Origin of the sequence: Rhodococcus sp. ACPA4 (assembly GCF_002300185.1) — a bacterium.
Classification (GTDB): domain Bacteria; phylum Actinomycetota; class Actinomycetes; order Mycobacteriales; family Mycobacteriaceae; genus Rhodococcus_F; species Rhodococcus_F globerula.
The window spans coordinates 1,391,966-1,405,713 of record NZ_NSDY01000001.1 but is presented as its reverse complement, the minus strand read 5'-3'; the positions used below and the strand labels follow the sequence as shown (position 1 = coordinate 1,405,713).

At 62.9% G+C, this 13,748-nt stretch carries 11 protein-coding genes and 1 riboswitch; of the genes, 6 read left to right on the top strand and 5 right to left on the bottom strand.

Annotated features, from left to right (window positions below; genetic code table 11):
* Window positions 1-10 precede the first annotated feature (10 nt).
* From gcvH to gcvP, 6 genes are all read left to right on the top strand, one after another.
* Window positions 11-415, top strand: coding sequence for a glycine cleavage system protein GcvH (gene gcvH / locus CJ178_RS06390; RefSeq protein WP_092807693.1), 405 nt, complete (start codon window positions 11-13; stop codon window positions 413-415).
* Between the two features lie 199 nt (window positions 416-614).
* A complete protein-coding gene (garA, locus tag CJ178_RS06385) occupies window positions 615-1,106 on the top strand; it encodes a glycogen accumulation regulator GarA (RefSeq protein ID WP_033231912.1) in 492 nt (163 codons plus the stop codon).
* The gene (ftsR, locus tag CJ178_RS06380) at window positions 1,106-1,843 is read left to right on the top strand and encodes a transcriptional regulator FtsR (RefSeq protein ID WP_033231913.1); all 738 of its coding nucleotides are present in this window, start codon (window positions 1,106-1,108) and stop codon (window positions 1,841-1,843) included. Before garA ends, ftsR begins: the two co-directional genes overlap by 1 nt.
* Window positions 1,844-1,932: 89 nt before the next feature.
* Window positions 1,933-2,406, top strand: coding sequence for a bifunctional nuclease family protein (locus CJ178_RS06375; protein WP_033231914.1), 474 nt, complete (start codon window positions 1,933-1,935; stop codon window positions 2,404-2,406).
* A gap of 407 nt (window positions 2,407-2,813) precedes the next feature.
* Window positions 2,814-3,365 carry a MerR family transcriptional regulator gene (locus tag CJ178_RS06370; RefSeq protein ID WP_230590041.1) on the top strand — a complete coding sequence of 184 codons (552 nt, stop codon included), beginning with the start codon at window positions 2,814-2,816 and terminating at the stop codon, window positions 3,363-3,365.
* Between the two features lie 213 nt (window positions 3,366-3,578).
* Window positions 3,579-3,707, top strand: a riboswitch (glycine riboswitch).
* Window positions 3,708-3,759: 52 nt separating this feature from the next.
* Window positions 3,760-6,618 carry an aminomethyl-transferring glycine dehydrogenase gene (gene gcvP / locus CJ178_RS06365; RefSeq protein ID WP_095886376.1) on the top strand — a complete coding sequence of 953 codons (2,859 nt, stop codon included), beginning with the start codon at window positions 3,760-3,762 and terminating at the stop codon, window positions 6,616-6,618.
* A 22-nt stretch (window positions 6,619-6,640) separates the two neighbouring features.
* Here gcvP and CJ178_RS06360 read toward each other — a convergent pair whose 3' ends face one another.
* The 5 genes from CJ178_RS06360 to CJ178_RS06340 form a co-directional block, all read right to left on the bottom strand.
* A complete protein-coding gene (locus CJ178_RS06360) occupies window positions 6,641-7,786 on the bottom strand; it encodes a metallophosphoesterase (protein WP_095886375.1) in 1,146 nt (381 codons plus the stop codon).
* On the bottom strand, window positions 7,786-9,447 hold the full coding sequence (locus CJ178_RS06355) for a substrate-binding domain-containing protein (protein ID WP_095886374.1): 1,662 nt from the start codon (window positions 9,445-9,447) through the stop codon (window positions 7,786-7,788). Before CJ178_RS06355 ends, CJ178_RS06360 begins: the two co-directional genes overlap by 1 nt.
* Before the next feature lie 131 nt (window positions 9,448-9,578).
* Entirely contained in the window at window positions 9,579-11,762 is a 2,184-nt protein-coding gene (locus tag CJ178_RS06350; protein WP_095886373.1) for a malate synthase G, read from the bottom strand.
* A 106-nt stretch (window positions 11,763-11,868) separates the two neighbouring features.
* Window positions 11,869-13,161, bottom strand: coding sequence for a saccharopine dehydrogenase family protein (locus CJ178_RS06345; protein ID WP_095886372.1), 1,293 nt, complete (start codon window positions 13,159-13,161; stop codon window positions 11,869-11,871).
* A 44-nt stretch (window positions 13,162-13,205) separates the two neighbouring features.
* Window positions 13,206-13,619: a universal stress protein gene (locus CJ178_RS06340; RefSeq protein WP_033232182.1), complete on the bottom strand. Its 414-nt coding sequence runs from the start codon at window positions 13,617-13,619 to the stop codon at window positions 13,206-13,208.
* Between the last annotated feature and the right edge of the window lie 129 nt (window positions 13,620-13,748).

The window sequence follows — 13,748 nt, the reverse complement described above, 5'->3', positions numbered from 1 at the left end:
GGAAGCCACTGTGAGTGAGCTCGATACACCTACCGATCTGCGTTACACCGCGGAGCACGAGTGGGTGAAGCGAACCGGCCCGACATCTGTTCGAGTGGGCATTACCGACTTCGCTCAGTCACAGCTCGGAGATGTGGTGTTCGTTCAGCTCCCCGCCGCGGGGGAAGACGTCACCGCTGGCGAATCGCTCGGTGAGGTCGAATCGACCAAGAGCGTATCCGACATCTTTGCGCCGTTCACCGCGAAAGTTATTGCGGCTAACGGCGAATTGGACGGTGCTCCCGAACTCGTGAACACCGATCCGTACAACAACGGTTGGCTCGTCGATCTCGAGGTTGCCGACGAAGCCACTTTGGACAGTGCGATTTCGGAGACCTTGGATGCTGCGGGATACACCGCACTGACGTCCAGCTAGGGCTTGACTGCCGACCCGTTGTGTCGCGGCCAGTCTCGCTGCACACAAGGGTGCGCGCAGGGTACGGTCGTGGGGTACGCATGTGCCAAGTCGGGGTGCAGGTCGTATCTGTAAGTGACTGTGAAAGATGCTCGAGAAAAAAGTGCACTGCGTAGTCCAGTGATTTCTGATCTGGACGATTGATCGAGGAGGAGAAACAGTGAGCGAGAACGGTAACGACGCGGGCTACGGGGAGACGCCGGCGGAGACCACATCGGTATTCCGTGCAGATTTCCTCAACGAGCTCGACAACTCCTCAGCAGCACCGGCCGCCGAGCAGCCGGTTTCGGGTGTCGAAGGTCTGCCTGCCGGCGCGGCTCTGCTCGTCGTCAAACGAGGACCAAACGCGGGATCGCGTTTCTTGCTGGATCAGCCGACCACGTCGGCAGGTCGCCACCCGGACAGTGACATCTTCCTCGACGATGTGACGGTCAGCCGCCGCCACGCCGAGTTCCGTCAGGAAGAAGCCGAATTCCACGTCGTCGACGTCGGAAGCCTCAACGGCACGTACGTCAACCGTGAGCCTGTCGATTCGGCAGTGCTGGCCAACGGCGACGAGGTGCAGATCGGTAAGTTCCGTCTGGTTTTCCTCACCGGCCCGCGTTCCGGCGGTTCGCAGGTGGGCGAGGCGTCAGCAGGTGCTGGTAGCTAATGACGGCATTGCGGCAGCAGAGCCAGCCGGGGATGTCTATCGGCTCCGTGCTGGATCGGTTGCGTCCAGATTTTCCCGACGTGACGATTTCGAAGATTCGTTTCCTCGAGTCCGAGGGCTTGATCAGCCCACAACGGACGCCGTCGGGATACCGCAGGTTCTCCATCGAGGACTGCGAGCGTCTTCGCTACGTACTGACCGCTCAACGTGATCAGTACCTGCCGCTGAAAGTCATCAAGGAACAACTCGAGGCGATCGACAGTGGTGCCGCGACGGTCAGCGCAGACAACTCTGCGCCGCGACGTCCGCGCGTCCTGTCGATCGCTCCGGGAGAAGTATCGCCCGAGGTTTTCCGGGTGGATCGAGAAGTCCGAGTGGGTCGGGCGGATCTTCTCGCTCGCGCGGACATCGACGATCGATTCCTGACCGACCTCATTCGTACCGGCCTGATCGTGCCAGGCGCTGCCGGATTCTTCGACGAAGACGCAGTGACGTTGGCCCGGACAGCCAAGGCGATGGCGGAATACGGTTTGGAAGTACGACATCTACGTGCGTTCAAGTTGGCTGCGGATCGTGAAGCCGGGTTGGTTACCCAGATCGCCGGACCGGTAGCCAAGGGACGTGATGCGGGTGCTCGTGATCGAGCCGAGGAAATGGTTCGAGAACTGGCAGCATTGTCATTGACATTGCATACGTGCCTGGTCAAATCAGCAGTCCGCGGAAGTCTTGATCGCTGAGTTCTCGATCATCTCGTTCCACGCGAATAGAATCTCAGTACGGTCGTGAATTCGGCCACCAGGGTCATTTCAGGTTGGAGGCAAGCTCGATGGGCGAAATGCGTGTGATCGGAGTTCGTGTCGAGCAGCCCCAGAATCAGCCGGTTTTGTTGCTCCGCGAGTCAGATGGTGATCGGTACCTTCCGATCTGGATCGGGCAGACGGAAGCCACGGCGATCGTTCTGGAGCAACAGGGAGTCGAGCCGGCGAGGCCGCTCACACACGACCTGATCAAAATACTGATCGAATCCTTCGGCCGCAGTCTGCAGGAAGTCCGCATCGTGGATCTGCAAGAAGGCACGTTCTATGCCGACCTGGTTTTCGACGAGCAAACTACGGTCTCCGCTCGTCCGTCGGATTCCATCGCGTTGGCACTTCGGATCGGGGTCCCGATCTTTGCCTCGGAATCAGTCCTTGCCGAGGCGGGATTGGTCATTCCTGACGAGCGTGAAGACGAGGTGGAGAAATTCAAGGAATTCCTGGACACGATCTCGCCGGATGATTTCAAGGCAACTGACGGTTAGCCGAAAGTTTCCGAGACTGGCTTGAGGCTTCAACTCTCAAGTAGAGGTTTAGTCTCGTTCGGCGTGTTGCGTTGACCAAAATCGCGCCGGGGTCTTACCGTTGCGAGCGGTGAAGATCGTTGAGCCTTGAAATAGAGTCTGGTCTTGGTGCTCTGTCGGGGCGTACTCTAGGTAAGTCCACTCGTGGAATTACGTGCCTCGGATTCACTGCTTCGAAATGTTCGGTGGTTCGAGATCGGCTGACGCGGGTATCCGTTTCTGTTCGGGTATCAGACTCTGCCGCATAGCACAGCGTGATGACACGATGGCGTATCGAGAAGGAGACGGCAGTGGAAGAACAGTCGAACGTAGGCAAGGCGGAGAATTCCGGCGTCGCTGAACTGACTGCAGATCCGGCTGCCCAACCCATGTCGGAAGAGTTGCAGCCGGGATTGTTCCCGGACGACTCCATTCCTGACGATCTTGTCGGCTACCGCGTTCCCATCGCCTGCCAGATCGCCGGCATCACCTACCGTCAGCTCGATTACTGGGCACGGACCGCACTGGTCGTCCCGTCCATCCGTGGCGCGGCCGGCTCCGGCAGCCAGCGTTTGTACTCGTTCAAGGACATTCTGGTTCTCAAGATCGTCAAGCGATTGCTCGACACCGGAATCTCTTTGCAGAACATCCGGGTGGCCGTCGATCACCTGCGTCACCGCGGCGTTCGCGATCTCGCCAACATCACTCTGTTCTCCGACGGGACCACCGTCTACGAGTGCACGTCCCCCGAAGAGGTCGTAGACCTGCTCCAAGGTGGGCAGGGAGTATTCGGCATCGCCGTCAGCGGCGCGATGCGTGAACTCACCGGAACCATCGCCGACTTCCCGGCCGAGCGTGCAGACGGCGGCGAAAGTGATCCGAATCCCGAAGACGAATTGGCGTCGCGCCGCAAGAATCGCGTGAGCCGCAAGACCGGATAGTGTTCCGGGCGTCACACCCGCTCGGTCGATGTGGTGGCGACGGAAGGTCGGCCGGTCAACTAGACTGGTCCACGCGTCGCCGGCGTACGGGAGAGCCTCGGGTAGTGCTTCACACACCAGTCTTCGATTTGCGGACTTGTCGTGAGCGTTATCAGGGCGCCGAAGGAGCAATACCTCCCCGTCAATCTCTCAGGCACCAAGGACCGTACGGGCTCCGACGCCTCTGGAAAGCGGTGGGATAACCCACCCGCCGACGGGGAAAGGCTGTGGTTCCGCCGGCATGGTGGATCACTACCGAATCTCTCAGGCGCTCGTTGTCGAGCAGGCGACAGAGGGGGAGGAACACACCGCAGTCGGTGTGTGTCCTGATCCTCCGATCTGCCTGGGAGTTGTCGTGATCGACGCTGCAAGCCGTAATTTTGCCGACCGCCATGTCGGTCCGAACGCCGCGGAACTCGCGCGCATCCTCGAACTCATCGGGGTCGACTCCCTCGACGATCTCGCAACCAAGGCCGTTCCGTCGGTCATTCTCGACGCCGCACCCGGCGGAATCGCTGCCGGACTCGACGCATTGCCGTTGCCGGTCGGAGAGCACGAAGCGCTCGCGGAACTGTCCGCCCTCGCTGCCCAGAACACGGTCGCCACGTCGATGATCGGCCTCGGCTACTTCGATACGTTGACACCGCCGGTGTTGTTGCGCAACATCATCGAGAACCCGGCCTGGTACACCGCGTACACGCCGTACCAGCCCGAGATCAGCCAGGGCCGCCTCGAAGCCCTCCTCAATTTCCAGACCATGGTCGCCGATCTTTCCGGCATGGAGCTCGCCAACTCGTCCATGCTCGACGAGGCCACCGCCGCTGCCGAAGCCATGACGCTCCTGCGCCGCGCGAACCGCAGCAAGTCCCCACGCTGTGTCGTCGACGCGGACCTGTACCCGCAGACCCTTGCTGTCATCGAGACGCGCGCCGAGCCGCTCGGCATCGAGATCGTCTCCGCTGACCTCACTGCCGGACTGCCCGAGGGCGATTTCTTCGGTGTCATCGCCCAGATCCCGGGCGCTTCTGGACGCGTTGTCGACTACACCTCGATCATTGCGGAAGCTCATGAGCGCGGCGCACTGGTGGCCGTCGGTGCCGACCTACTTGCGATGACGCTCATCACCTCGCCCGGTGAGCTCGGTGCGGACGCGTGCTTCGGCACCACCCAGCGCTTCGGTGTTCCCATGGGTTACGGCGGACCGCACGCCGGTTACCTGGCGGTGCACTCCAAGCTCGCGCGTCAGCTGCCCGGCCGTTTGGTCGGCGTGTCCATCGACGCGGACGGAGACAAGGCGTATCGCCTGGCGCTGCAGACGCGTGAGCAGCACATTCGCCGTGAGAAGGCGACGTCCAACATCTGCACCGCTCAGGTGCTCCTCGCCATCCTGGCCGCGATGTATGCGAGCTACCACGGCGCCGAGGGACTCAAGGCGATTGCCTTGCGCGTCGCTGCCCGGGCGCACGCGTTGGCAAACGGTTTGCGTGAGGGCGGCGTGACCGTTGTCCACGATTCGTTCTTCGACACCGTGCTGGCTCAGGTTCCGGGCAAGGCGGCCGACGTTGTCGCTGCCGCAAAGGAATCCGGAATCAACCTGCGTCTGGTCGACGCCGATCATGTCGGCATCTCCTGCGACGAGGCCACCACCGCCGATCACGTTCTCGCGGTGCTCGACGCTTTCGGTATCGACGACGCTGTTGTTGCCATCGAAGCAGAGGGCAACTCGGTTCCGGCTGATCAGGAGCGCACGTCCGACTACCTGCAGCACGAAGCCTTCACCCGTTACCGTACGGAAACAGCGATGCTTCGCTACCTGCGCGCGCTGTCCGACAAGGACATTGCGCTCGATCGCAGCATGATCCCGCTGGGTTCGTGCACCATGAAGCTCAACGCGACCGCCGAGATGGAATCCATCACGTGGCCCGCGTTCAACGCAATCCACCCGTTTGCGCCGACGTCCGACGCACCGGGACTGCTGAAGATCATCAAGGACCTCGAGGACTGGCTGGTTGCGGTCACCGGCTACGACAACGTCAGCCTGCAGCCCAACGCCGGAAGCCAGGGGGAGTACGCGGGCCTGCTCGCGATCCGTAACTACCACCTCAGCCGCGGCGACGATCACCGCGACACCTGCCTCATCCCGTCGAGTGCTCACGGCACCAACGCGGCTTCGGCCGTCATGGCCGGGATGCGCGTCGAGGTTGTTGCGTGCCGCCCCAACGGTGACGTCGACGTCGACGATCTGCGCGCGAAGATCGCCGATCATGCCGAGCGTCTCGCCGCGATCATGATCACCTACCCGTCCACCCACGGTGTCTACGAGCACGAGATCTCCGACATCTGCGCAGCAGTACACGACGCCGGCGGCCAGGTGTACGTCGACGGCGCCAACCTCAACGCGCTTGTCGGCCTTGCTCGTCCGGGCCGATTCGGTGGCGACGTCAGCCACCTGAACCTGCACAAGACCTTCTGCATCCCGCACGGCGGCGGGGGACCCGGCGTCGGACCGATCGGCGTGCGCTCGCACCTGACGCCGTTCCTGCCCGGACACCCGATGGCCCCCGAACTCGGTGGTAGAGGCACGATCTCGGCAGCGCCGTACGGCAGTGCGTCCATTCTGCCCATCACCTGGACCTACATCCGGATGATGGGTGCTCAGGGCCTGCGCCGCGCCAGCCTGACCGCCATCGCGTCGGCCAACTACATCGCGCGTCGACTCGACGAGTACTTCCCGGTTCTCTACACCGGCGAGAACGGCATGGTCGCGCACGAGTGCATCCTCGACCTGCGCGGTCTGACCAAGGACACCGGCGTGACCGTCGACGACGTCGCAAAGCGTCTCGCCGACTACGGTTTCCACGCTCCGACCATGAGCTTCCCCGTGGTCGGCACCTTGATGGTCGAGCCGACCGAGAGTGAAAACCTCGAGGAAATCGACGAGTTCTGCGACGCGATGATCGCCATTCGCGGCGAGATCGATCGCGTGGGAGCCGGTGAGTGGACTGTGGAGGACAACCCGCTTCGCGGCGCTCCCCACACTGCCGGAAGCATCGCGGCGCAGTGGGATCACCCGTACTCGCGTGAGATCGCAGTGTTCCCGCGCGGTAAGGCTCGTCCCAAGGTGTGGCCGTCCGTGCGTCGTATCGACGGTGCACACGGCGACCGCAACCTGATCTGCTCGTGCCCGCCGATCGAAGCGTTCGCAGGGAACTAAGGCGTGTGCCCGCCGGAGACCATCAGTTCTCGCGAACGAGTTCGAGGACGGTGATCTCCGGCGGCGCGCCGACGCGCACCGGCGGACCCCACGCTCCGGCGCCGCGCGTTGTGTACAGAACGGTATTGCCGATCGTGTCCAGGCCCTGCACCGAAGGTTGTTGCAGCGGGACGAGATAGCGCAGCGGCCACATCTGTCCGCCGTGCGTGTGCCCGGACAGTTGCAGATCGATGCCCATCTCCGACGCTTCGAGCGCTTGGCGGGGTTCGTGGGCGAGCAGCAAGGCAAACGTGTTCGGATCGTGCCCGTTCAGTGCTGCTGTCAGATCCGGCTCGTACGGGGCCGGTGACCTGTAGTCGTGGATGCCCACGATGTCGATGGTGTCGCCGCCACGCTCGATCGGTGCTCGGCTGTTACGAAGCGTGGTGATCCCCAAGGTTTCCCACACATCGAGCCACTTGCCGCCGTCGTCGGCGTAGAACTCGTGATTGCCACTGACCCCGAAGATCCCGTCCGGCGCATGAAGATCGGCGAGCGGCCCAAGATCGGGAGCAACCTTCGCGACTGTGCCGTCCACGAGGTCACCGCCGATCGCAATCAGATCGACATTCTGCGAGTTCACGATCTCGACCACCTTGCGGGTGAAGTCGACTCCGCGGGCCGGGCCCACATGCAAGTCGGTGATCAAGGCAATCCGGTAGCCGTTGAAGCCTTCGGGCAGGCGGGCCAACGGCACCCGAATCCGGGAGACCTTCGGGTTCGACGCCTCGTACACCCCGTATGCGGCAGTGCCCAACGCCGCAACCGTGACCGCGGCGGTTGCCAACTGCAAAGTACGACGCTTAGCCGGATCCACCTCAGGTTCCTCATGGCGTCTACGCGCCAGACGATTGACCCCGGCGCACACTCCGATGATCAGCAGCCCCGGAATCAGATACAACCACGAAGCCAACCAGACCCACCCGAGAAACCCGACCGGGCGGGCCCACGACGTGGCGAAGACCTCACCGCTCCCCATGCCGATGAGCGTCAGAACGGCCAACAGCACCAATGCGGTGTCGGTGATGCGGGCCCACCGCGTCGGCATGCCGGTTGCCCGGACCAGCCTGCGGTGCAGAAACCAGGTGAGAAGCGCGAGAACAACGGCAAATACTGCGATCCGCGCCATCAGGACAGCAGTTCCGCGACTGCAGCCGACATCGCGGCGGAGTCATCCGGGTTCACGCGAATCAATGTCCCACCAGTTCTGTCGGAGACATCTTGCAGCGTGGCGGCATCGCCACTGGAACCGATAACCAGAATGTCGACCCGCACCGGGCGAGCTGGATCAGTTGCCGACGCGATGGCGCTGAGGAGTTCGGCGCGTGTCATCGTCGACTCGTCGGTGGCAGCAGAGGTGACCAGCAGAACGGAGTTGGTTTGATCGGCGTCGTATCCGGTTGCCGCGTCTTTGTACGCTGCGGCCAGCGCGGGGTACTTCGATGATTTTCCTTCAGCGCTGAGACTGCTCATAGCGGCGGTGAGTTTGGTTCGTTGATCAGCGTTGAGGGGTGCGCCGGGAACGATTACACGCTCCGCTGCCGCGGCGTCGGAACCGGGGAACGCGTGCAACCCGACATCGGAGGCGTCCGGGCTGCGGACCAACTGAGACTCGATCGCCGTACCGGCTGCGGACAAGTTGGCGCTCATCGACGTCGAGGTATCCAGCAGGATGGTTGCGCTGCGAACGGAAACGGGGTTGGCGACAACAGCGTTCAGAGCAGTGGCAGTTTCCGCCGATGCGGGCGTCAGGGTTGAGGTGATCTGCGCGGGTTCGAGTGCACCCAGATCTGGGACACTCTTACCCTCGACGCGGAATCCGGCGTCGACAAAGATCTGGGACTGCTCCGCATCGCGCATGAACTCGGAGAACTGTGCGGCGGCGCGTGAGGCGGTTTCGTCGATTCCGCCGCCCGCGACGATCACCGCCGGATAGTCCGCGAGCGGAGTTGCGCCGCTCGGGGAAAATGCCGTCATGTCAGCGTTGGCCGACTGGGCGATCGACTGTTCGATGGCCGGGACGGCGGTGACAGTGGCAGGGGCGCCGCTGGTGAGGGCGGCTAGTGCGTCGGCGGTGGTGGCGGGCGGCGTCGGGAGAGATTGAAACTGTGACGCCAGAGCGCTCAATGCCGATGTGACTTGGCTGGACTGAGCCTGTTCGAGGGGGACCGGTCCAGAACCCGCGCCAGCCACGGCCGCGGCAATTGCCTGCGTTGCCATGACGGTCTGCGGGCTGCCAACCGGAAGTGCGAGTGTTGTGTCACCGAGGGACTGCCATCCCGCGTTCGCGGACTCCAGCGACGTTGCTGTCTCCGGCGCAACCGCCAGCACAACCGGCGAGTTCGCGATGGACCGTGGCTCTCCGTTGATCACGGCTTTACCGGACAGTGGGGCGAGTTCGAAAGAACTGGTCGGAATCCACAGATTTGGGCGCGGTCCGAGCGCGGCGGAATCCCATTCGGCGCCTGCTGCCAGGGCATTTGCGATTAATGGCGATAGAACCGCATTGATTGCAGTGGTGATGCAATGATCTCGGATCACCGGTGAAGTGTCGGTGAATCGCTTGGCCAACTGCTCGACCTGCGGGGCAATCGACGGATCAACCGTGATGTCGAGCGTCCGGTTGCCCTCGACGCACGTCCCCGCTGCTTGCTGACCTTGATCGTCGATGCGATTACCGAGGGCCTTCCACCCGAAGAATCCGGCCACGATCAGGACGACCGCCACGACAACAAGGATCGGCCCCTTACTGATACCTCTGGCGCCTGACCCGCCGCGATGTTCGCCCACGTACGCTGCCCTACCTTGCTCACTCGACGATCTCTGCCGAGAGCCAGTCTAGTGACGAATCTTCGGGGCCAACGCGAACAGCCTCGACACCGGGAGCGGCGTCGAGGCTGTTCGAGTTGAGCGAGGTGAAATCAGGCGTTGGCGGCCTTGTACTCGCGGCGGCGGCGATGCAGGATCGGCTCCGTGTATCCGCTGGGCTGCTTCGCACCTTCGAGGATCAGTTCCTTCGCGGCCTGGAAGGCGATGTTGGAATCGAAATCAGGTGCCATGTTCCGGTATTCCGCGTCGCCCTCGTTCTGGCGGTCGACAACCGGTGCCATGCGCTCGAGTGCGCTCACGACATCGGTCTCGCTGACGATGCCGTGACGCAGCCAGTTGGCGAGCAGCTGGCTCGAGATGCGTAGCGTTGCGCGGTCCTCCATGAGGGCGACATCGTGGATGTCGGGAACCTTGGAGCAGCCGACACCCGCGTCGATCCACCGGACGACGTAGCCGAGGATGGACTGGCAGTTGTTGTCGAGTTCTTCCTTCTTCTCCGCGTCCGTCCAGTCGGTGCTGGGGGCGAGCGGAATGGTCAGGATGTCGTCGACGCTCGCGCGCGGCTTACCCTTCAGGCCGTCCTGAACCGCGAACACGTCGACGCGGTGGTAGTGCGTCGCGTGCAGGGTGGCGCCGGTGGGCGAAGGCACCCAGGCGGTGTTGGCGCCGGCCTTGGGGTGGCCGATCTTCTGCTCGAGCATGTCCGCCATCAGTTCGGTCATGGCCCACATGCCCTTGCCGATCTGAGCCTTGCCCTGCAGACCGCAGGCCAGGCCGGTGTCGACGTTCCAGTCCTCGTACGCGCCGATCCACTTCTGCTTCTTCATCTCGGCCTTGCGCACCATCGCGCCGGCTTCCATGGAGGTGTGGATCTCGTCGCCGGTGCGGTCGAGGAAGCCGGTGTTGATGAAGACAACGCGGTCGACGGCTTCCTTGATGCAGGCTGCAAGGTTGACCGTCGTACGACGCTCTTCGTCCATGATGCCGACCTTGAGCGTGTTCTCCGGCAGGCCGAGGACCTGCTCGACACGGCCGAACAGTTCGGTGGTGAAGGCAACTTCCTCGGGACCGTGCTGCTTGGGCTTGACGATGTAGATCGAGCCGGTGCGGCTGTTGTCCAGTGGGCCGTTGGCGTCGCTGATCGACAAGCCGTGGACAGCACAGGCGCTGGTGATCAACGCGTCGAGAATGCCCTCGGGAACCTCGTTGCCGTCGGCGTCGAGGATCGCCGGGTTGGTCATGAGGTGACCGACGTTGCGGACGAACAGGAGTGAACGGCCGTGCAGGCTGAGTTCGCTGCCGTCGACGGCGGTGTACTTACGGTCGCCGTTGAGCGTGCGGGTGAAGGACTTGGCGCCCTTCTTGATCTCCTCGGACAGGTCGCCGCGGTTGAGGCCCAACCAGTTGCGGTAACCGACGACCTTGTCGTCGGCGTCGACAGCGGCGACCGAATCCTCGAAGTCCATGATGGTGGTGACCGCGGATTCGAGAACGACGTCCTTGACGCCGGCCGCGTCGGTGCTGCCGATCGGGGAGGACGCGTCGATCTGGATCTCGGCGTGCAGTCCGTTGTTGCGCAGCAGAATGCTGGTGGGCGCGTCCTTCTCACCGAGGTAGCCGACAAACTTCTCCGGCTGGGCGAGCGTGGTGACAGTGCCGTCCGCCAGGGTGACCTTCAGCTCACTGCCGTCGATCGAGTACTTGGTCGAATCGGCGTGCGATCCCGATGCGAGAGGTGCTGCCGCGTCGAGGAATTCACGAGCCCAGGCGATGACCTTGTCGCCGCGGACCTTGTTGTAGCCCGACCCCTTCTCGGCGCCGTTCTCCTCGGAGATGGCGTTGGTGCCGTAGAGCGCGTCGTACAACGAACCCCAGCGAGCGTTGGAGGCGTTGAGCGCGAAGCGGGCATTGAGGATCGGGACGACCAACTGCGGGCCCGCGGTTGAGGTGATCTCGGTGTCGACGTTGGTGGTCGTCACGGAGAACTCGGCGGGGGTGGGCAGGAGATATCCGATTTCCTGCAGGAACGCCTTGTATGCGGCGGCGTCGATGGGAGCGCCGGCCTGGTTGCGATGCCACTGATCGATCTGCGCCTGCAGATCGTCGCGCTTGGCAAGCAGGGCGCGGTTCTTCGGCGCGAGCTCGGTGATGACCTTGTCAGCGCCGGCCCAGAAGGTCTCGGCATCTACACCGGTGCCTGGCAGAGCCTCCTCGACCACGAAGTCGTAGAGAACCTTGGCAACCTGCAGACTGCCGACCTGAACGCGCTCAGTCATGAATAGCCTCACTTTTCCGAAATCGGAGCACCACGACGGGTGCCATGAACCACAATCAATGTTACTCGTGAGTATCTCGCAGGTGGACAGAGCCTCGATGGATACATCACAACCGGCCTGCGGAGATCTCGAAACCGCTACGACGCAGACGTTCGACCAGGACATCCCCCAAGGCTGTGGCCGGGGTGAGGACGCCTGCAGCGTTGGGTAATGCTGCGTTATCGGGCAATTCTGCGTTGCTGACAGCAAGACTCAGCGCTGATTCGCCGAGCATCACTGCGGTAGCACTATATCCCGGGTCGCCTTTGGCCCGGACACGCGAGGTGTAGCGCGCGCCCGTTGTGGTCACCGTGAATACGTCAAGGGTGAAGTGGCCTTTGCTCTGAGTGTCCTCGCTTGGTCCCTCGCCCGGGGATGGCAGAACCTTGTCGAGGAGGAAACGCGTCGGCGGCAGTGCGAGGCCTGCGATCAAGGCGCCAAGTCCCACGGCAACGCCGCCGGCGATCACCGGTGAGACCACCGACGAACCGACGTTCATCACCTCGGTGTACTTGAACTTTCGGCCGTATGCCCACTCACGAAGGGCATTGCTGCGACGCACGACTCGGGTGTTGTACGACGCCATGAAGAACGGCGCCTTCCAGCCGTGCAGCGACGGATCGATCTTTCGGCCGTCGACCACCGTGGCGTCACTCTGCTTTCCCAGATCGGGTTCGCTGGCGCGATCGGGGCTCAGCGAGTACGGCGAGGCCGCGAGTTTCCGCAACCGTGCATCGTGTTTCGACACGTCGATCTGTGTGCGGAGTGAATCGATGGTCCCGCCGCTGACGCCGCCGCGCAGTGACGTGACCACCAGCGTGGTGTCCGTCAACTCCCCGGCGCCGTCCGCTTCGATCAGCTTGTGAAGAACATGGACCCCAAGATCGGAAGGGACGGAATCGAAGCCGCACGAATGGACGATGCGGGCACCTGTCGACATGGCAAGTTCGTGATTGGCGTCGATGCTCTCGCGGTGGAAGAGAACCTCACCGGTGAGGTCGACGTAATGGGTTCCCGCGGCGGCGCATTCGTGAACCAACTGATGGCCGTACTTGGCATACGGACCGACCGTCGTAGCTACGACGCGCGTCCGTTCGGCAAGCGCCTTCAAGGCGGTCGAATCATCGGCGTCGGCGACAACGAGGGGGAGTTCGGCTGCCGCAGCACCCAGTCCGGCCCGCACGGCGGTCAGCTTCTCGAGGGAACGCCCGCCGAGGCCGATCTTCGTTCCGGCGGGTGCATGCTGAACGAGGTATTCGGCAAGGAGTTTGCCGACGAAGCCGGTAGCTCCGTAGACGATGATGTCGAGTTCGCGCTCGGGTCGACTGTCGATATTGCGGTCACTCACGGGTCCGGTCATGTAGTCAGCCTACAAATGCGGGACCCGAATGCGTGTGAGTGAGCTCACTCCGCAGGTAGTGGTTCCTTCACGACGAGGATCGGAACCTCGACTTCGAGCAGTAGCCGCTGCAGCGGGCGCTCGAGTAGGAACTTGCCGATCGGGGACATACGACGCGTTCCCACGATCAACAGATCGGCTTCGACGGCATCGACCAACTCGACCAGCGCGGTCACCGGATCGCCGTCGTGTTCTGTGGTGCGGAGCTCCCACGGAGTCTGCGCGAATCCTCCGGCGTCCAGTGCCGATTGGATCTCGCCGCGCAAAGCCGCGCTGTCTTCGTCAGTGTCCGGGACATTGACGTCGTCGAGTACGTGCAGCACGACAAGTTGCTCACGCCGATTCACAGATTCTCGTGCTCCGTGGACAATTGCCGCGCGGCCCTCCGGGCTGTCCTTGTGTACGACGGCAATCGTCATGGTTCCTCCGAGGCAGTGGGCAGTGTCGGGGTCCATTATCGCGCGGTATCGCCGGGCACTACCTCAAATGCGGTACTCGACACGGCGTATACGGGGTGTCGAGATCGCCACATCGAGACGGTGAGGTGT

What these genes read in the sequence shown, in the direction of transcription:
- CJ178_RS06350 (WP_095886373.1), bottom strand. Translation starts at nt 11,762, where the DNA reads ATGACTGAGCGCGTTCAGGTCGGCAGTCTGCAGGTTGCCAAGGTTCTC.
- CJ178_RS06340 (WP_033232182.1), bottom strand. Translation starts at nt 13,619, where the DNA reads ATGACGATTGCCGTCGTACACAAGGACAGCCCGGAGGGCCGCGCGGCA.
- CJ178_RS06360 (WP_095886375.1), bottom strand. Translation starts at nt 7,786, where the DNA reads ATGGCGCGGATCGCAGTATTTGCCGTTGTTCTCGCGCTTCTCACCTGG.
- CJ178_RS06370 (WP_230590041.1), top strand. Translation starts at nt 2,814, where the DNA reads ATGTCGGAAGAGTTGCAGCCGGGATTGTTCCCGGACGACTCCATTCCT.
- CJ178_RS06375 (WP_033231914.1), top strand. Translation starts at nt 1,933, where the DNA reads ATGGGCGAAATGCGTGTGATCGGAGTTCGTGTCGAGCAGCCCCAGAAT.
- CJ178_RS06345 (WP_095886372.1), bottom strand. Translation starts at nt 13,161, where the DNA reads ATGACCGGACCCGTGAGTGACCGCAATATCGACAGTCGACCCGAGCGC.
- ftsR (WP_033231913.1), top strand. Translation starts at nt 1,106, where the DNA reads ATGACGGCATTGCGGCAGCAGAGCCAGCCGGGGATGTCTATCGGCTCC.